The following is a 17,614-nucleotide window of genomic DNA, read 5'->3' as shown; positions in this document are numbered from 1 at the left end:
TTGCCTGACGCAAGAGGATCAAAGCTGATCTAGCCCGGCTGATTGCAATAAACGCTCGCTTTCTTCCGCCAGCAGGCGTTCCTCTGCAGCGCCTTTCACGGGAACTTTTCCGACCTCAAGGAAAAGTGGGGCTGACAGTGGCGATATGCGATCCAGCCGCAGCAGATCCATTCGGTCGCCTATTCGCTCCAGCATGGCTTCAATCCGGCCAAAATCGACCAACCCGCGCATTGCTTTTTCACGGGTGATCTGCATCAACAGGTGATCCGGGTCGTATTTCCACAGAGTGTCATAGAGAATGTCCGACGAAAACGTTGCCTGCCGCCCGCTTTTGCGTTGGCCAACCGTGTTGCGTTCGATCAGGCCCGCTATGGTGGCAGAGGCGCGAAAGGTGCGTTTCATCACGGCATTGCCAGCGAGCCAAGTGTCCAACCCGTCGCGCAACGCGTCGCGTTGAAACAGTGGGGTAGGATCTGTAACTGCATCCAGCCCCCAGATCAGCGTGGCGTAATCCGTTGCAACAAAGCCCATCGGGGCCAGGCCAGTATCTTCCATCCGTTTCGTCAGCAGCAGACCCAGTGTTTGCTGCGCGTTACGACCGGCGAATCCGTAAACACATAGATTTTCCCGACCGTCGCTTGGAAAGCTTTCGATCAGCAAGCGGTCGCGCTGAGGCAGGCGCGAGATCTGCCGCTGCAAGGCCAGCCATTCCGCGGTATGAGAGGGCAGTTGCGGCCAATCTTCTTGGGCAAACATGCGCAGAATGCGGTCGCTGAGCTGGGTGGAGGTTGCAAATTTCGTACCCGAGAAGGTCGCGATCTTGGGTTTGCGATCAGCACGACGGCTGACCTCGACCACCATTTCGCGCAGGCCCTCATACCGCACAATTTGTCCACCTATCAAAAAAGTGTCGCCAGGCGTCAGAGAGGCGGCAAAGGCTTCCTCAACCTCTCCCAACGGCTTGCCGCCCCGGCTGCGCTTTAGACGGACCTTGAGCGTGTCAGTGTCCTGAATTGTGCCCAAATTCATGCGAATGCGCGACGCTGCGCGGGGATCACGCAGCTGCCATTTCCCGTCAGCACGTTTTTGCAGCCGTTGCCAGCGATCATATGCCTTCAAGGCGTAACCACCGGTGGCGCAGAAATCGAGACAGGCGTCAAACTCGGCACGGTTCAGGTGCGCGTAAGGCCCCGCAGCCGTCATTTCCTTGTACAGATCACCAGCCTCAAACGGTCCGGCGCAGGCGGCAATCAGAATATGCTGGCACAAGACATCGCGGGGGCCAGGGCCGCGGGGTTCGCCATCCAGATCATGGGCTTTTACCGCCTCCAGCGCAGCGACGCATTCGACCACTTCAAACCGGTTGGCAGGCACCAGCAGCGCCTTTGAGGGCGCGTTATAACGGTGATTGGCCCTCCCGATCCGTTGAACAAGACGTTTGACATTCTTGGGTGCACCGATCTGGATCACCAGATCCACATCGCCCCAGTCGATGCCCAGATCCAAAGAACCAGTGCAAACGATGGCGCGCAGATCCCCCCGGACCATCGCAGCCTCAACCCTCTCGCGTTGTTGCCGGTCAAGGCTGCCGTGATGAATGCCGATGGGCAGGCCGTCTTCATTGGCCAGCCACAGGTTGTGAAAGAAGATTTCGGCCTGAGCGCGCGTGTTATGAAAGATCAGTGTGGTTTTATGCTGCCGGATTTGATCCAGCACCGCCGGAATCGCATAGGCTGCGCCACCACCGGACCAGGGCGGCATCTCGGTTGTTTCCAGCATTTGGATATCCGGGTCCGGCCCCGGATCTGCCTGCACGATCTGGCAGGGGTCTGGGTGGCGGGCCAGAAAGCGGGCTATTGCTGCGGGGTCTTCAACGGTGGCTGACAAGCCGACGCGACGCAGAGCAGGGTTGAGGCGTTGCAGTCGTGCCAGCGCCAGCATCAGCTGATCACCCCGCGTGCTTTCTGCCAGCGCGTGGATTTCATCGACGATGATCCGTTGCACACCATCGAACATACGTGGCGCATCTTCGTAAGAGGTCAGCAGTGCCAGGCTTTCGGGTGTGGTTAGCAGGATATGGGGCGGATCGGCGCGTTGACGTTTCTTTTGTGTGGCCGATGTGTCGCCGGTGCGATCTTCGATCCGTATGGGCAGGTTGATCTCGTCCACCGGGGTGCGCAGGTTACGTTTGATATCGGCCGCCAGTGCCTTGAGCGGTGAAACATAGATCGTGTGCAAACCGGTATGGGCACCGTCGGCCAGCTCGGCCAGTGTTGGCAGAAAGCCGGCCATGGTCTTGCCACCACCAGTGGGCGCGATCAGCAAGGTTGCGGGGTCTTGCGCCCGGTCGAACATCTCATGCTGATGCGGGTGGATGGACCAGCCTTTGGTGGAAAACCACGTACCGATCCGAGCGGGAATCTGCGTCATGAACACAGATTACCCGCGCGGCAGAGGAATTGGCACAGCGTTATTTGACGATTTTCTCGTCTTTTACGAACATGTTGGCCCAGGCGCGGTCGATCAGATCGGGGCTCATCTGATAGGGGATGCCCTCAAACTCGCAGATCGAGATCATCTGATCGATCAGGAAGATCGGCTGATAATTGGCGTAGATGTTGTTGATGGTCGGGTATTTAACCTTCAGCAGATGCACCAGTGCCGCCTCATCCAGTGGCATGCCGCGTTTGCGGGCCACCATGGCAAGGATTTTCAGGAAGTTTTCCTGGTTCGGACCGTCGATTTTGATTTTGAAGAAGATCCGGCGCAGGGCCGCTTGGTCGAAGATCTCATTCGGGTGGAAGTTGGTCGAGAAGATGACCAACGTGTCAAACGGCACTTCGAATTTCTCACCCGATTGCAGGCCCAGGATATCCTTGTTCTCTTCCAACGGAACAATCCAACGGTTGACCAGCGCCTGCGGCGGTTCGGCCTGACGGCCAAGGTCGTCCACGATAAAGATGCCGCCAGTCGATTTCAACTGCAATGGGGCCTGATAGGTCCGCGCGGTCGGGTTGTAGACCAGATCCAGCATGCTCAGTGACAGTTCACCACCGGTCACAACCGTAGGTCGTTCACATTGGACATAGCGCGAATCAAACCGTTTGCGGCGACGCAGGCTGTTGGGGTCGTCAGGCTCTTGCTCGATCGCAGTGTGTACGATCGGGTCATAGACGGTGATCACCTGACCGGCATATTCGATGGCGTAAGGCACATAGACATTGTCCCCAAGCGCGTCGCGGATACCGTTCGAAACTGAGGATTTACCGTTGCCCGGAGGGCCATACATCAGGATTGAACGACCAGCGCTGACCGCGGGGCCCAGATGATCCAGCAGGCTGTCGGGCAGCACCAGATGGCCCATTGCGCCAACCAGTTGTTCTCGTGTGACCTGAATGTTGCGGATTGACTGGCGTTTAACCTGCTCGCGGTAAACGTCGAGCGGCACGGGCATGGCACCGAAGTATTCTGACTGGCTCAGCGCGTCCAAGGCGCGGGCCTTGCCTGCATCGGTCAGCTGATACCCCATCTCGTTGCCGCTGTTAGCATTCAGGGTCCCGGTCGCCTCCAGCAGTTTCTGATCGCGTGCGATGTCCACCAGTTCTTGCGTTACCGAACCGGGCAGACAAATGGCCGCTGCGATTTCGGAAACGGTGCTGGCATTTTTGCGGAAGACGGTTTTCAGCAGAATATCCCGCATCATCACCAGCGGAAGTTTCATTTCGCCCAGGCCTTTTGGGGCAGGGGGGGCCATAACTGCGGAAGTCTGCATATTCATGCGCGTTGCTCGTTTGTCAAAGTGTCACGCCAAATACCCGAATGAGGGCGGTTTGGAGGAAAAATGACCCAGCTTTGTGGCGGGACAAAGGCAATGACAAGGCGTGCTGATGATAGTTTACGATCCGAGAACAGTACCCAAAATCAAGTACATGGCTAGGGAACCAGCCAGAGCAAGGCCCATTGGAAACTGTTTGCCGCGATCCCAGCTTTCCCAATGCGGCGCAATGGCCCGCAGCGGTGTATGTTTAGCAAGCCGGTGTGTCACAACAGCGGCCAGAATACAGGCCATAAGGATCAGCATCATCACCCTGAGATCACCCAACCAGATAAAAGCAGATGCCGCAGCCATGAACTTGGCGTCGCCCGCACCCATGACCCCTGCAGCGTTCAGGATGATACCCAGAAGCAAGATCACCACGATATGGAGCAGTTGCCATGCATAAATCGGCAACGACACCGACAAAGGACCCAGATTGCCGCTTAGCCAGTCTGTCGACCAGGGTGGTATTGCGATCAGGCCGATTACAACAAAGACCAGCGTCAGCGCGTAAACGGCATGGTTCTTGATCCGCATGTCACGCATATCGGTGAAGGCGACATAAAAACAGATCGGCAGCACAAACGGCAGAAACCAGGCCGCAGCGGCTGCTGGAATGTGCATGTATCAGGCCCCTTCAAGCGCACGAAGCGAGCGGACCGCTTCGTCGAAATGCTGTGGATGGGTAGCGATTGCTTCGCGGAACAGGTTCTTTGCGGTTGTGACGTCGCCTTGTTTAACAGCTGAAATTGCCATTGTGTTCAGCAGCCGCGCCCGCTCGATCTGGGTCATCGGAACGACTGGTAGGCTATAGTTGCCCTGTGCCGAACGGGCCAATACCAGATTGTTCTTGGCGGTGAACAATGAGCTATCCTGACGGATGGCGTCAGTGAACAGGCGCTCAGCTTCGGCATATTCACCGCGGGTCAGTTTCGAATATCCCCAGTTGTTCATAACGCTGCCGGGCCGGGTGGTCAGGCCGACTGCGGTTTCATAAAAGTGGTCAGCACGCTTCCATTCTTTGCGCGAATCCGCGACCACTGCTTCAAGTCGATACCGCTTGAAGGTCTCAAAGGTTGGGGGAACTGTATCCAGAACTGATTTGGCCTTTGTCCAGTCGCCGCTCCTGACCAATGCATCCGCGTACTCGACCCTGTCCGCGGCGTTCGTGCCCTTCATTGTCGTCACGCGCTTCCACGCGGCTGCGGCTTCAGTCGTGCGCTTGGCACGTCCCAGAGAAATGGCCAATCCGCGTTGAAGGTCGATCCGGTCGGGATTTTTTAGCGCGGCACCCTGAAAATAGGTAACAGCTTCGTTTGGGTCAGCCGCGTTCAGAAGCACATCGTTCAAGTTTGTTTCGTCAATCACGTTCACTTCTTGAAACGTGCGTTCGACTTTTTCCTCTTCGGTTTCCTTTGCACAGGCCGAAAGGATCAGACCGCTGATAATGACAGTCGGAATCAAGAATTGCTGGCGCATTTTTGCGTCCTTTACTGCTCTTGCCTCAATTACTGGATCTTGCGGAGCGTAAATTGCCCGTCGCCACGCTGTTCCAGTGTGTATTCTTGTTCTTGAGTAGTAGTATTAACAGGATTTTCCATTTTTGCGAGTGCTAAGCGCAGATTGTCGCGGATTGCGTCACTTTCGCCATTGTCCAATGCAAACGCTCGCTGAAACACCTGTGCGGCCTCGGGATATTCCTGTTTTTCCATCAGAAGGACACCAAGATTGTTCCAGGCGACGGGCCAGTCGGGCTCGTTCTCAACAGCGCGGCGCAAAAGTGTCTCAGCCTGGCCCACCCTTCTTAAGCCAAGATTGGCTGTTCCCAGTGACGTCAGCACCTGTGTGGTCATACCTTGATCCAGCGCGGCGCGGGAAAACGACTCTAATGCCAGCTCGTATTCGCCAGCGGCCATCAATCTGTTTCCGACCGTTATGTTGTCTTCAGCCTCACCTTTGGGATCAAACCCCGGCGCGTCCAAACCGTTTGACGACGACTCTTCCGTGCAGGAAGCCACCACAGCGCAAACTGTGGTGGCCCAAAGTATTCGGCGAAACCCGAAAGGGAAGCACCTGTTTTCAGCTTTCATAGGGTTCTATCCGCCCGCGCGTCCAAAACTCGAAATGACCCTTACCGACGGACCGATCAGAATGATCAGCAATGGCGGCACTGTCAGCGCCATTGTGACAAGAGTCATCTTTGTCGGCAACTTGTTCGCGGCCTCTTCGGCGCGCATGACGCGTTTGTCGCGCATCTCACCGGCATACACCCGCAGAGCTTCGGCAATGGATGTACCAAATGACGCCGATTGGATCATCACGGTCACGAATGAATTCACATCCTGCACACCGCACCGCGTACCGAAGTCGCGCAGAACCGTATCTTTGTCCTTACCGGCCTTCATTTCGTAGGCGACGATTTCAAATTCTTGCGCGATGTCAGGGTAGGAGGCACTCATTTCGCTGGCCACACGGACGATTGCCTGATCCAGGGATTGCCCGGCTTCGACGCATACTAGCATCAGGTCAAGCGTGTCGGGAAATCCTGCGGTAATGGCTTCTTTTCGCTCTTCCACTCGACGTGAGATCCAGTATTTGGGGGCGAAGTAGCCGATCGCGCCCGGAACAAAAACCCGGATGATCATCTGCTGACCGGTGAATTCCTGTCCACCGGAAAAGACGGTGATCAACAGGACACCGACGAGAATCCCAAGAATACCCAGCGAAAACTGAGCGAAATGGAAGAACCGAACCGAGTCTTTCGACCGATACCCGGCCTGCCGCAGTTTCAGTTCGACCGCCGAATATTCTTCTTCGTTCTTAGGCTCAAGGAACGTTGCAAATTTCTCAAGCTGCTCGTTACGGCTTGAGTTGCGAAGCCGTTCTTTTTTGTCTTTTGTTTGCTTTTTAGGGGCTGAGTTTGATCTTTGCAGTTTTTTCAGCGGGTCTTCGGGCTGATTCATCATCAGCGAGACGGCCACAAGAATCATTATCAGACCCAGAATGCCGACAACGATAAGCGGTCCGAATTCACCCAGGTGTTGTGTCAAAAGGTCATTGATGCTGGTCAGAAATTCCATGATGCGCCCTCAGACCTTAATGTTGGTGATGATCTTCATGACGATCAGGTTCAGTGTCAGCATGATGGCGACAACGAAACAGGCGGGGATGAACCAGGGATGGTCCAACACCTCGTCATAATAGCCTGGGTCTTTAACCAGGATGAAAACCAGACAGGCAATCGGAAAGCCAGACAGGAACTTTCCTGACCACTGCGCTTCGGCGGTGATGGCTTTTACCCGGCGGAACAGGCGGAATCGGGCCCGGATGACCTGAGCCAGACCGGCCAGAATTTCAGCGAGGTTACCACCGGATTGCTGTTGGATACCCACAGCGACGGCCAAAAAACGCAAGTCCTGCATGTCCAGCCGCTCGGCCATATCTTTCAAGGCCTCACCGACATCGCGGCCATAGGCACATTCATCCGCAATGACGCCAAATTCAGTGCCCAGCGGATCCTGAACTTCGTTTGAAACCACCTGAATGGTCGACACGAACGGGTTACCCACACGCAGCGAACGCACCATCAATTCAACCGCGTCGGGCAGTTGTTCCTCAATCATACCCATGCGTTTCTTGGCCTTGTGATTGACCCATGCGTAAACGCCTCCGATGCCAATCGCGATAGAGATTACGGCGCGCAGTGCGGTATCTGTGGCAGTGCCAATGCTGAGCCCGACAAACGCCACGCCGGACACCAAAGCCATGATCATGATCAACTGACGCGGGGAAAACGCAATCGCCGCCTTCTGAGCCTTGTCAGCAAGCAGTGAATACAGAGGGATGCTCTGCGATTTCATATGCTGCTGCATTTCCTTGCGCAGCTGCTCAAGCACCTGTTCGCGCCCGGCACCCTTTTCCAGCATGTCCAGACGGCGGTTAACCCGGCTGTTCAGGCTGATGGATTTGCCGAAGGCGACAAGATAGATGCCCTCGACCAGGGCAAGAACCCCCACAAAGATGGCGACATAGATAATCGCCTCCATAGGCACATTCATGCGTGTTTCTCCTACATCGTGGTTGGGTCGTAGATCGACGCTGGTAGATCAAAGCCCCACAGACGGAAGCGTTCCGAATAGTGGCTGCGCACGCCGGTTGCGGTGAAATGACCGATGATCTTGTTGTCGGGTGTTAGTCCAACGCGTTGAAAACGAAAAATTTCCTGCATCGAGATCACATCGCCTTCCATCCCTGTGATCTCGGTGATCGAGGTCATCCGGCGTGAACCGTCCTGTAAGCGGCTGGCCTGCACAATCAGGTTCACAGCAGATGAGATCTGGCTGCGGACCGCCTTGATCGGCATCTCGATCCCTGCCATGGCAATCATGTTCTCTAGTCGCGAAATACCGTCACGCGCCGAGTTGGCGTGGATCGTGGTCATCGACCCATCGTGGCCGGTGTTCATGGCCTGCAACATGTCGATCACTTCGGCGCCTCGCGTCTCACCCACGATGATGCGATCAGGCCGCATACGCAGGGCGTTTTTCAAACAGTCACGCGGGCTGACTTCGCCTTTGCCTTCCACGTTGGGCGGGCGGCTTTCCATTCGTCCCACATGGGTCTGCTGCAACTGAAGTTCCGCCGTATCCTCGATGGTCAGGATGCGCTCGACATCGTCGATAAAACTGGACAGTGCGTTCAAAGTGGTTGTTTTACCGGAACCGGTACCGCCCGAAACGATTATGTTCAGGCGCGTTGATACCGCCGCCTGCAGGTAGGCAGCCATTTCTTCCGTGAAAGCGCCGAAATTGACCAGATCGTCAATGCCCAGCTTGTCCTTTTTGAATTTACGGATCGAGACCAGCGATCCATCCACCGCAATTGGCGGGACCATGGCGTTGAAACGCGAGCCGTCGGCCAGACGGGCGTCAACATAAGGGTTTGATTCATCAACACGACGACCCACAGCGGACACGATCTTGTCGATGATCCGCATCAGGTGTTTTTCATCCTTGAACGTGATGTCGCTGAGTTCCAGCTTACCCGCGCGTTCAACAAAAATCTGTTGCGGGCCGTTGACCAGAATATCGTTGACCGTGTCGTCTTGTAGCAGGGTCTCAAGCGGGCCGAGACCTGTCACCTCATCATACAGTTCTTTGTTCAGTTGAGACCGGTCTTCGCGGTTCAGAACGATGTTCTTGGTTTCCAGAACCTCGCTGGCAATTGCGCTGATTTCTGCGCGCAATTCGGCTTCGCCCGCGTTTTCCAAAGCCGCAAGGTTCAGGTTTTCCAACAATTCCTTGTGCAGCTCGATCTTGATTTCGCCCAGTCGTTCCTTTCGCTTGCGATCACGATCGGATCCAACGACCTCGCCGGGCTTCTTTTTTTGGGGTTTGCGTGCAACCGCTGTCGTTGTGGCAGCGGCCTGTGCAACGGGCGCTGCCGGTTCGGTGGCTTGTGCCGGCGCTTTTACCGGCTGTGCAGCGGACGGTTTCTTATATCTTGAAAACACGGCAGGTACCCCTTTGCAAAGATGTTACGCAGCTTCTTCGGCGCTGCCGCTACCAAGGCTGTGAAGCGATTTTGCCAGTTTCGCGATTTCCCGGCGCAACGGGTTCTTGGCGGCCGAATTCGCCAGTGGCAGACCGTGGTCACCGCTCTGCATGACCGGCTTGCCCCCATCGGGCAATTGCAGGTCGATCGAGATCCCAAGGCTTTCACCCATACGCTTTACTCGGCTCTTTCCGTTGAGATCGGTAAACTTGGGCGCTCGGTTTAGAGCAAAACGCAGTTTATTGAAGGGCAACTCCTCTGCCTGCAAGGCGCGCTTCAGGCGCAGTGCATTCTGCGCAGAGCGCATGTCCAATTCGATCATCGCGAAATACACATGCGCCGCTTGCAAGACCGTTTCGGACCACAGAACCAGCGTCTTGGGCATGTCGACGATCACATAATCGAAATGTGTGCGGGCCATGTCGATAACGCGCTGAATATCATCTGGTGTAATCAGATCCAGCGGCACCATATCCGATGGTGCCGTCAAAACCTGAAGCTTTTCTTCATAAGTTTGAAGCGCTTGTGAGAAAACCTCGTTATCCATCGATTCGGTATCTGACAACATTTCAAAAACCGTTTCGCGCCGCGGCAGGTCCAGATAGGTGGAAACCGTACCGTATTGAAGATCCAGATCGATCAGGCAGACCGAAGGGGTATCTTTTTCCGACGCACAGGCCAGCTCCCAAGCCAGGTTGACGGCCATTGTGGTCGCACCCACACCGCCAGCCAGCCCCTGCACAACGAACAATGCCCCTTCCTTTGCCTCGCCGCTTGTCAAAGGAACGGCGGCGGCTTGAGCCACTGCGACAGGATCGGGCTGCTTCATGCGCTCGATCGCTTCTTGCAGTTCGCCTTCCGGAAGAGGGTAGGGGACGAATTCGTCTGCGCCTTTGCGCAATAGCTGATGCAGTGAGGCCGGTGTGACGTCTTCAGCGATCAGGACAACTTTGATTTTCTTTTCTTTGGCCTGGGTGATGATCTCACCCATCAAAGAAAGGTTGTCTTCGTCCTCTCCATCAATTGCCAACGCCACAAATTCAAGAGATTCAGCTTCTGGCTGGCTGAAAAAGGCCAGCGCCTCGGCAAAGCCCAGATCTCCCCAGCGTTCACCCAGAATGGCCTCCATGTCTTCGATCAAAAGATCGAAATTTTGGACATCCCGGCTGATGGTGCAGGCCAAAATTGCTGTATTGTCATCTTGCGGCGTCGCGCTGGTCATAAACACTATCCTCGTCGTGAGGGCTCAGCATGTCATATGAACGAAATCCGCCAGATTGATGTGCTGTCGCCCCAATACGGTCAAATTTGGCCGCAGGTCACCCTATTGTTCACAATGTTGCTTTGAAGTTGGGCAAGAATTGGGCGCAAAAGAACCAATTGTAGGGAAATGGGCGACGATGCCGCCCATTTCGGATGTATTATCCATCATCGCCATCTGACGCGGTCACTTCTTGGACCGTGATCTTGAATGTCGCACTTTCCACATATTCCCGGTAGATCACATTTGCGTATTTGCCGTCCAGAAGCTGCCGGTTGCCGTCAACAAAGCCTGAAACCTCGGTCACAGTCCGGCGGTTCCGGCGGTCGCGCTGCTGTGTGGCAATCAAAGGCTGCGATTTGCCAAAGGACACAACTGCTTCAAGTCGCGAACGCGAGATTCCTTGGCGCTCAAGGAAGGCCACAACCGACTGGGCACGGCGCAAGCCGAGGCTTTTGTTGTAGCTGGTCGAACCCACAGCGTCGGTATGGCCGTATACCCGGAAGCGCGCTTCAGGGAACTGTTTGATCCAGTCTGCTTGCTGCAACAGGATTCGCTGTGCCGACGCGTCCAACTGTGAACTGTTAAAGGCAAAGTTCACCTGGCTTGGTACATCCGCCGCAAAGCGTTGGCCGAGGATCTGAGCGTAAGTCAGTTCACCGTTTTGTACCTGAATGTTGTTCAACGTTGCGTTGCCGAAAGTTCCAGCATCGATCTCGTATCCGGCCTCGCGCGTACATGCGGCAACTGCGACCGTAAGACCCAATGTGATGATCCACTTTTGCATTGGTCCTATCCTCCTGATCAATCTAGGACGTAGCCGTACGAGCTGCCGAAATCTTGTTTGGCAACTTCGGATGCTCCACCGGAACCGGCACGCTGAGTGCGTGCGACCTGCCCATTCACGAACAGATCAAATTCGCTAGGCGGCTTGACCCGGTCGGTTGGAAGGGCCAGCGCTTCGCCGCGCGTTGGCGAGACCAGGTGCGCAGTAATGATAACAACGAGTTCGCTTTGCTCACGCTGGTAGTTGGCGCTGCGGAACAGGGCCCCAAGAACCGGAACGTCGCCCAGCCATGGAACTTGGTTGCTCAGGTCTGCAAAATCATCCTGGATCAATCCCGCTATAGCAAAGCTTTCGCCGTCACGCAGTTCAATCGTCGTAGTTGCCCGGCGCGTGATGAAGCTGGGAACGGGGTCACCGTTAAGCGTGAAGTCAGAGCTTTGATCAATGCTTGAAACCGCTGTTGCCATTTCAAGGTTGATCAGGTCTCCATCTACGACGCGAGGGATGAAATCGATCTCGACACCGAACGCTTTGTATTCAATGGTTATGACGCCTTCATCCTGTGGTACTGGAATCGGAACTTCGCCACCGGCCAAAAATGTTGCTTGCTGACCAGATAAGGCTGACAAGTTCGGTTCAGCCAAGCTGCGGGCCAGCCCCTTGCTTTCAAGCGCCTCCAGCAACAAGCGAACCTGAGTTGAACCGGCACCAAACCCGAAAAGGATCGCGCCTGTGTTTGTTTGAATCGCAGGTATGTTGTTGTTGAGGGCATTATTAAGTGAAAGCTGGTTGTTGAGAGTGTTGAAACCACCTGTCACATCACTGCCGCCGAAACCCAGTGAAGCGGTCAAGCTCTTGGCAACGGACCGATTCATCTCGGCAAAGCGCACTTTCAACATCACCTGCTGAACGCCACCAACTGACATGAGGTTCGAGACGCGATCAGGCGCATAGCGTTCGGCTAACTCCAGTGCACGCGACAGTTTGGCCGAGCTGGAAACCGTACCGGACAGCACGATGCCATCATTGGCGGTGCGAACTTCAATGGGTTCTTCAGGCAGAATCTGACGCAGACGCTCCTTGAACTCCGAAACATCGGGTGAAACGCGTACGCGGACGTTGGCTAACAGGTTGCCGGCCCCGTCAAACAGGGTCAGTGTCGTTAAGCCCGGAGCCTTACCCAGAACATAAATGGTCCGGTCCGACAACGACGAGATGTCCGCAATGCCTGCGTTGGCAATGCTGAGTTCAGCAAACGGTTGCTCGCTTTCAACGACGATTGCGCGGTTCATAGGGACATCCAGTGTTTCCACCGTACCCTTTTTCACCACGCGCAAAGTTTCAGCCCAGGCGGCGTCGCCAACCGGACTAATAACAAGCGACAACCCCAGCAGGGTTGCGCTGATCCAGGAACGTATTGTCATGTGACCTGCCTCTCCGATCACGCCTCGTTTTTTGGGTCTTATGCCCTATACCAAAGCAGACTGCGCGAATTCCAAATTTATTGCAATAATCAATGGTTTCCGGAATGTTCCTTATGTGGAGAATTGGCAACAACCACAAAAAAAGAGCCGCACCCTAGGCGCGGCTCTGATCTTGTAAGGTTCTGAATTAGCGTCAATTTGTGCAAGGGATAGGCACGTTGACAATCTCGCCGCCGCGTCTGATGCGGGTCGTGCAAACTTCTTCTACTTTCTGTTCCGGTTCCGGTGCTGCAGCTTGAATGCCAAGCAGCTTGCGCTGGTCAACTTCAATCGTAGATGCGACAGATTCATCTGCTACACCAACCAGTGCCAGTGACAGTCGGCCGGAATTTTGAGCTTGTGCCAGAGCGGCGACCTGTTGCGGAGTTACCGCAACTGTGACGGTCCGTGCGATCGTTGTGTTGGTGACGTCGGACCCCGCTGTTTGGTCAACGGCGATCAATTGTACATTGGTTTCGATCAGGCGGGTAATGCCCCCGTTGCCAGTGCCTTCAAGAGTGCCGCTGGAGCCTGTCCAGTAGATGTCCACATTATCACCAGGGCGCAAAAAGCCTGAAACGCCCGACGCAACATCAACACTGATTGCAAAGGCGCGCATCCCTTTTTCAAGACGCGAGGTCAGGCCAGCTTTTTCACCAGGCTCGGTAATCTTGACGCCCATGATCGCTTCGTCTTTTTCCATCGTTCTCAGAACAAAACGTTCTGTAGGACCGTTTTCAGGGAACAGAGCTGTGAGTTCAGTGAAGGTGCCTTCCGGAATCGCGTTTTCCGGCCAGTCCACAGCGCGGACGTCTTCCTGCGTTAGACGCTCGCCGTACTTAAGTGCGCGATTCGACACATATACTGTTACCGTAGGAATTACCTCGACCTGTGCGTTGGCCAGAGCCTCTTCTGCGGCAAGCCTTTGACGGGCCAGCTCGTTTTGGTAAGCCGAGATATAGTTGCGCGCCATATAGACTGCGCCTCCGGCCAGAGCTACGCCGACAATTAGGACAAGTCCGAATACCGCTCGCATGCGAGTACCTCTTTATTTAGTTTGGTCGAATACTAAGCTGCCGCAAGGGCGCTTTGAAACAGCCTAATCCTTAAATGCAAATTGTGTCGAAATGTGGGACAAATATGTCTGATTGTCAGTTTCTCTGCCAAAATCCACACAATTCTGCACATGATCTATCGAGCTTCGCCCGACATTTGAGTTTGACGCAAAAAACGCCACATCCCAATGGACGTCGCGTTTTTTAATTTGGGGAATTGCTTTGCTCAGGCCGCCAAAAGCACCAAGCTGCGTGATTTAACCGCCGCCACCCGCGGTACCCTCGGTGACGATCCCGCCAGGAGCGCTGTTTGAGCCGGTGCTGACTACGGCAGCATTCATGGCTTCGTTTGCATTTCCGCCTAAGCTGTCAACACTGGAACTGATGACGAGGTATGTCGCACCGGACAGGCCAATGACAACAGCCGTCAGCACTACCCAGTCGACTGTCACCGCGCCCGCTTCTTCCGACTTGAAGCGTTTTAGGAACTTGACCATGTTCTCTACTCCAATTGATTTTAACCATATTGCTGGCAGCTTTTATTCAAAAGATTGCGCGGTAATGGCGGAAATTGGGCAATAATAGGCTTTTTAGGATTGAACTTGGACAAACGCTGTTTTCGCGCGAGATTAAAGGCGCTTTGGGAACAAAGCCAGGTTGCGCGTGGTGTCGGGTGTTTCCAAGTTCTAATCCAAGACGTTGCCTGCTTAGTCTTGATGTGAGCATTAAGTTAGTTTGCAGGTCGCCCTGGACAAAAAAGGCCGCGCCAGACTGGCGCGGCCTCGAAAATTCTCTATGTCAACAACTTAGTTGCTTGTGCCTTCGGTGGTGATACCGCCCGAAGTGGTGTTGCTGCCGGTGCTCAGTGCCGCGCCGTTCAGCGCTTCGTTCACGCCGGTTGCCAGGCCAGTGGCGCCGGTTTCGATCTGCTGGTAAGCAACTGCGGCCAGGCCGATGACTGCTGCGGTCAGAACAACCCAGTCAACTGTTACTGCGCCGTCTTCGTCTTTGCGGAAGTTCTTGATGAACTTGATCATGTTACGTCCCTCCTAAAGGATCTAAATAAGTCTAATGAACCTCGGCGTCTTCCAGAGCTTCCTCTCTCAGTCCGCTCCCGTCCGTCTCGGTATGCATCTATGTTTGCCTGTGGTGCGTGGCAGGAATTGGGCCAAACGCAGATTTTTTTTCGTGCAGCGTAACTTTTTAGTTAGAAAATGCATAAGAGACTGAAATAAAACGATTAAAAAAACGCAATGGTCAGATCATACCTGTTTGGACGGTGCAAAATTGCGTCAAATGAGGCGAAATTGCCCCATTTCGCTTTGTTTTTCTGGCTTTGCGCGAAGATTCGAGGTTCAAATCGCCTAAAAAGAAAACATGAGGCAGGCAAATGAATCTCCGGACCGCACTCCAATGCGCCGGTGTACTCGCGTTTCTAGTTTCGAGTGTCACATATGCAGACGCAACCGAAGTAGAACCGCGCGGCGTGTACAAACGGATCAAAGCACCCCAGCCGGGTGAACGCCCCCGCGTGACCGTACAAATCACTGCGGAGGAACATGCAACACAACCTTCTGCGCCCAGCACAGGGGCCGACCTATCGGTGCCAGATGTCATTGCGCGCACAGAAATTGCCCAGCCGATTCCTCCAGAGGCACAAAACAAGCGTAATCCCAAAGGGTCTTATAAAGCTTTCTGGGACAGGATCTCGCCCGAGATAGGTCAGGGTGGTGCAGGACGTTTAGATGCCGCCATCTCGGCCCTTGCAGCCACGAGTGTGCGGTCTCCCCGACTTCAAACCCTGCAGAACATTGCTCAGCAGCAGGGTAAAGAGATTCTGCGCTCGACTGTCGGTACCAATGTCTCACCGGCGCTGGTCTTGGCAGTGATCTCGGTCGAGTCCGCCGGGCGGGTGGATGCGATCAGCTCTGCCGGAGCGCAGGGGCTCATGCAACTCATGCCCGCCACGGCGGCACGCTTCGGGGTGAAAGACAGCCTTCAGCCAGCACAGAACATCGCCGGAGGGGTGAAATACCTCAACTGGCTGATGGAAGAGTTCGGGAACGATCCGATTCTGGTATTGGCCGGATACAACGCAGGTGAAGGTGCAGTGCGTAAACACAGCGGTGTGCCACCCTATACGGAAACCCGGGACTATGTGCCCAAAGTTCTGGCTGCATTCCAGATCGCAAAGGCCTTGTGTGCCACCCCGCCTGATCTGATTTCTGACGGCTGCGTGTTCCAGACCTCAAACTAAATAAGGCCCGCCTCGATTCGGCGGGCCTTTGTTCTTTTAAGAAACAAGTGTCGCTTGTGTTGCTGCGCGCATCTCGTCTTCGCTGACACCATCGGCCAGTTCGACGATCTTCAGGCCGCCTTCGACCACATCCAATACACCGAGATTGGTGATGATGCGATCGACCACGCCTTTACCTGTCAGGGGTAGGGTGCATTCTTTCAGAACCTTGCTGTCGCCGTGCTTGTTGGTGTGATCCATCACAACGATGACACGGCCGACACCCGCGACCAGATCCATTGCTCCACCCATGCCTTTCACCAGCTTGCCTGGAATCATCCAGTTTGCCAGGTCGCCTTTCTCATCCACTTCCATGGCGCCCAGAATCGCCGCAGCGATTTTGCCGCCGCGGATCATGGCAAAAGAAGTGGCGCTGTCGAAATAGGCCGTGCGGGACAGTTCCGTGATCGTCTGCTTGCCTGCATTGATCAGGTCTGGGTCTTCCTCGCCTTCAAAAGGAAACGGCCCCATGCCCAGCATGCCGTTTTCCGATTGCAGGGTGATGTCCTTGTCGCCAACATAGTTCGCCACCAGCGTCGGAATGCCGATGCCGAGGTTCACATACATGCCGTCTTCCAGCTCCTCTGCCGCGCGCGCGGCCATCTGATTGCGGTCCCAGGGCATTATGCTTCCTCCTTCTTGCGGGTGGTGTGTTGTTCGATGCGCTTTTCGTGCTCGCCCTGAATGATGCGATGCACATAGATGCCGGGCAGGTGAATCGAATCCGGGTCAAGTGAGCCGCGCGGAACGATCTCTTCTACTTCGGCTACGCAAATTTTGCCGCAGGTCGCCGCAGGCACATTGAAATTACGGGCGGTCTTGCGGAACACGAGGTTTCCGGTGTCATCCGCCTTCCACGCCTTAACGATGGCCAGATCGGCGAAGATCCCTTCTTCTAGGATGTAGGTCTCGCCATTGAAGTCCTTATGTTCCTTGCCATCGGCGATCACCGTGCCCACGCCTGTCTTGGTATAAAAGCCGGGAATACCGGCACCACCTGCGCGCATCCGCTCGGCCAGGGTTCCCTGCGGATTGAATTCCAGTTCCAATTCACCGCTCAGATACTGGCGCATGAATTCAGCATTTTCGCCGACATACGAGCTGATCATCTTTTTGACCTGCTTCGTTTGCAGCAAAATGCCGATTCCAAAATCGTCCACACCGGCATTGTTCGATGCAAAGCTCAGGTCTTTGACGCCAGACTCTTTAATAGCTTCGAGCAATAGTTCCGGAATGCCGCACAGGCCAAAGCCGCCCGCGGCAATCAGCATACCATCTGTCAGCACCCCATCGAGCGCTTCAGAGGCATTGGCATAGATTTTTTTCATGGAAAACTCCCCCAATGACATGGTGATGGGCAGGTTGTGCCGCCACGTCATGGG

17 protein-coding genes are annotated in these 17,614 nt (G+C 55.0%); 1 reads left to right on the top strand and 16 read right to left on the bottom strand.

All coding sequences use genetic code 11. The annotated features are described in order from the left end of the window. Window positions 1-18: 18 nt before the first annotated feature. The 14 genes from GOV85_RS10935 to GOV85_RS10870 form a co-directional block, all read right to left on the bottom strand. Window positions 19-2,430, bottom strand: a complete 2,412-nt coding sequence (locus GOV85_RS10935; RefSeq protein WP_171177934.1) for a ligase-associated DNA damage response DEXH box helicase — start codon at window positions 2,428-2,430, stop codon at window positions 19-21. 40 nt (window positions 2,431-2,470) lie between these two features. Beyond that, on the bottom strand, window positions 2,471-3,778 hold the full coding sequence (locus GOV85_RS10930) for an ATPase (RefSeq protein ID WP_171177932.1): 1,308 nt from the start codon (window positions 3,776-3,778) through the stop codon (window positions 2,471-2,473). Window positions 3,779-3,895: 117 nt separating this feature from the next. After that, window positions 3,896-4,441, bottom strand: coding sequence for a prepilin peptidase (locus GOV85_RS10925; protein WP_171177930.1), 546 nt, complete (start codon window positions 4,439-4,441; stop codon window positions 3,896-3,898). Between the two features lie 3 nt (window positions 4,442-4,444). Continuing rightward, on the bottom strand, window positions 4,445-5,296 hold the full coding sequence (locus GOV85_RS10920) for a lipopolysaccharide assembly protein LapB (RefSeq protein WP_171177928.1): 852 nt from the start codon (window positions 5,294-5,296) through the stop codon (window positions 4,445-4,447). A 29-nt stretch (window positions 5,297-5,325) separates the two neighbouring features. Next, on the bottom strand, window positions 5,326-5,733 hold the full coding sequence (locus GOV85_RS10915; protein WP_371809073.1) for a tetratricopeptide repeat protein: 408 nt from the start codon (window positions 5,731-5,733) through the stop codon (window positions 5,326-5,328). Window positions 5,734-5,913: 180 nt separating this feature from the next. Next, complete coding sequence (locus GOV85_RS10910; protein ID WP_171177924.1) at window positions 5,914-6,897, bottom strand: type II secretion system F family protein; 984 nt, start codon at window positions 6,895-6,897, stop codon at window positions 5,914-5,916. Between the two features lie 9 nt (window positions 6,898-6,906). Further along, complete coding sequence (locus GOV85_RS10905; protein ID WP_171177923.1) at window positions 6,907-7,875, bottom strand: type II secretion system F family protein; 969 nt, start codon at window positions 7,873-7,875, stop codon at window positions 6,907-6,909. A gap of 11 nt (window positions 7,876-7,886) precedes the next feature. Then, window positions 7,887-9,329: a CpaF family protein gene (locus GOV85_RS10900; RefSeq protein WP_171177914.1), complete on the bottom strand. Its 1,443-nt coding sequence runs from the start codon at window positions 9,327-9,329 to the stop codon at window positions 7,887-7,889. A 24-nt stretch (window positions 9,330-9,353) separates the two neighbouring features. Continuing rightward, entirely contained in the window at window positions 9,354-10,592 is a 1,239-nt protein-coding gene (locus GOV85_RS10895; RefSeq protein ID WP_171177912.1) for an AAA family ATPase, read from the bottom strand. A 199-nt stretch (window positions 10,593-10,791) separates the two neighbouring features. Then, a complete protein-coding gene (locus GOV85_RS10890; RefSeq protein ID WP_171177910.1) occupies window positions 10,792-11,418 on the bottom strand; it encodes an OmpA family protein in 627 nt (208 codons plus the stop codon). Window positions 11,419-11,435: 17 nt separating this feature from the next. Continuing rightward, window positions 11,436-12,842: a type II and III secretion system protein family protein gene (locus GOV85_RS10885; protein ID WP_171177908.1), complete on the bottom strand. Its 1,407-nt coding sequence runs from the start codon at window positions 12,840-12,842 to the stop codon at window positions 11,436-11,438. 193 nt (window positions 12,843-13,035) lie between these two features. After that, window positions 13,036-13,917, bottom strand: a complete 882-nt coding sequence (cpaB, locus tag GOV85_RS10880) for a Flp pilus assembly protein CpaB (protein ID WP_171177906.1) — start codon at window positions 13,915-13,917, stop codon at window positions 13,036-13,038. 276 nt (window positions 13,918-14,193) lie between these two features. After that, window positions 14,194-14,433: a hypothetical protein gene (locus GOV85_RS10875; protein ID WP_171177904.1), complete on the bottom strand. Its 240-nt coding sequence runs from the start codon at window positions 14,431-14,433 to the stop codon at window positions 14,194-14,196. A 309-nt stretch (window positions 14,434-14,742) separates the two neighbouring features. Beyond that, the gene (locus GOV85_RS10870) at window positions 14,743-14,973 is read right to left on the bottom strand and encodes a Flp family type IVb pilin (protein ID WP_171177902.1); all 231 of its coding nucleotides are present in this window, start codon (window positions 14,971-14,973) and stop codon (window positions 14,743-14,745) included. Between the two features lie 353 nt (window positions 14,974-15,326). On the opposite strand from GOV85_RS10870, the gene GOV85_RS10865 reads away from it, so the two are divergent. Further along, window positions 15,327-16,193, top strand: a complete 867-nt coding sequence (locus tag GOV85_RS10865; RefSeq protein WP_171177900.1) for a lytic transglycosylase domain-containing protein — start codon at window positions 15,327-15,329, stop codon at window positions 16,191-16,193. 36 nt (window positions 16,194-16,229) lie between these two features. Here the strand turns inward: GOV85_RS10865 and GOV85_RS10860 are convergent, their stop codons facing one another. Further along, complete coding sequence (locus GOV85_RS10860; protein WP_050603192.1) at window positions 16,230-16,856, bottom strand: 3-oxoacid CoA-transferase subunit B; 627 nt, start codon at window positions 16,854-16,856, stop codon at window positions 16,230-16,232. After that, complete coding sequence (locus tag GOV85_RS10855; protein ID WP_171177898.1) at window positions 16,856-17,560, bottom strand: CoA transferase subunit A; 705 nt, start codon at window positions 17,558-17,560, stop codon at window positions 16,856-16,858. The genes GOV85_RS10860 and GOV85_RS10855 overlap by 1 nt, the downstream gene beginning before the upstream one ends. Window positions 17,561-17,614: the final 54 nt, after the last annotated feature.

It is taken from the genome of Ruegeria sp. HKCCA4633 (assembly GCF_013034605.1).
In the GTDB taxonomy this organism is placed as follows: Bacteria; Pseudomonadota; Alphaproteobacteria; order Rhodobacterales; family Rhodobacteraceae; genus Ruegeria.
The sequence above is the reverse complement of the archived record's forward strand: the minus strand, read 5'-3'. Positions and strand labels throughout refer to the sequence as shown.

Bases quoted from the DNA above. Each gene is read 5' to 3' on its own strand.
- GOV85_RS10890 (WP_171177910.1), bottom strand. From the start codon at position 11,418: ATGCAAAAGTGGATCATCACATTGGGTCTTACGGTCGCAGTTGCCGCA.
- GOV85_RS10860 (WP_050603192.1), bottom strand. From the start codon at position 16,856: ATGCCCTGGGACCGCAATCAGATGGCCGCGCGCGCGGCAGAGGAGCTG.
- GOV85_RS10885 (WP_171177908.1), bottom strand. From the start codon at position 12,842: ATGACAATACGTTCCTGGATCAGCGCAACCCTGCTGGGGTTGTCGCTT.
- GOV85_RS10870 (WP_171177902.1), bottom strand. From the start codon at position 14,973: ATGATCAAGTTCATCAAGAACTTCCGCAAAGACGAAGACGGCGCAGTA.
- GOV85_RS10935 (WP_171177934.1), bottom strand. From the start codon at position 2,430: ATGACGCAGATTCCCGCTCGGATCGGTACGTGGTTTTCCACCAAAGGC.
- GOV85_RS10865 (WP_171177900.1), top strand. From the start codon at position 15,327: ATGAATCTCCGGACCGCACTCCAATGCGCCGGTGTACTCGCGTTTCTA.
- GOV85_RS10905 (WP_171177923.1), bottom strand. From the start codon at position 7,875: ATGAATGTGCCTATGGAGGCGATTATCTATGTCGCCATCTTTGTGGGG.
- GOV85_RS10910 (WP_171177924.1), bottom strand. From the start codon at position 6,897: ATGGAATTTCTGACCAGCATCAATGACCTTTTGACACAACACCTGGGT.
- GOV85_RS10925 (WP_171177930.1), bottom strand. From the start codon at position 4,441: ATGCACATTCCAGCAGCCGCTGCGGCCTGGTTTCTGCCGTTTGTGCTG.
- GOV85_RS10920 (WP_171177928.1), bottom strand. From the start codon at position 5,296: ATGCGCCAGCAATTCTTGATTCCGACTGTCATTATCAGCGGTCTGATC.
- GOV85_RS10915 (WP_371809073.1), bottom strand. From the start codon at position 5,733: ATGGCCGCTGGCGAATACGAGCTGGCATTAGAGTCGTTTTCCCGCGCC.
- GOV85_RS10930 (WP_171177932.1), bottom strand. From the start codon at position 3,778: ATGAATATGCAGACTTCCGCAGTTATGGCCCCCCCTGCCCCAAAAGGC.
- cpaB (WP_171177906.1), bottom strand. From the start codon at position 13,917: ATGCGAGCGGTATTCGGACTTGTCCTAATTGTCGGCGTAGCTCTGGCC.
- GOV85_RS10875 (WP_171177904.1), bottom strand. From the start codon at position 14,433: ATGGTCAAGTTCCTAAAACGCTTCAAGTCGGAAGAAGCGGGCGCGGTG.
- GOV85_RS10855 (WP_171177898.1), bottom strand. From the start codon at position 17,560: ATGAAAAAAATCTATGCCAATGCCTCTGAAGCGCTCGATGGGGTGCTG.
- GOV85_RS10895 (WP_171177912.1), bottom strand. From the start codon at position 10,592: ATGACCAGCGCGACGCCGCAAGATGACAATACAGCAATTTTGGCCTGC.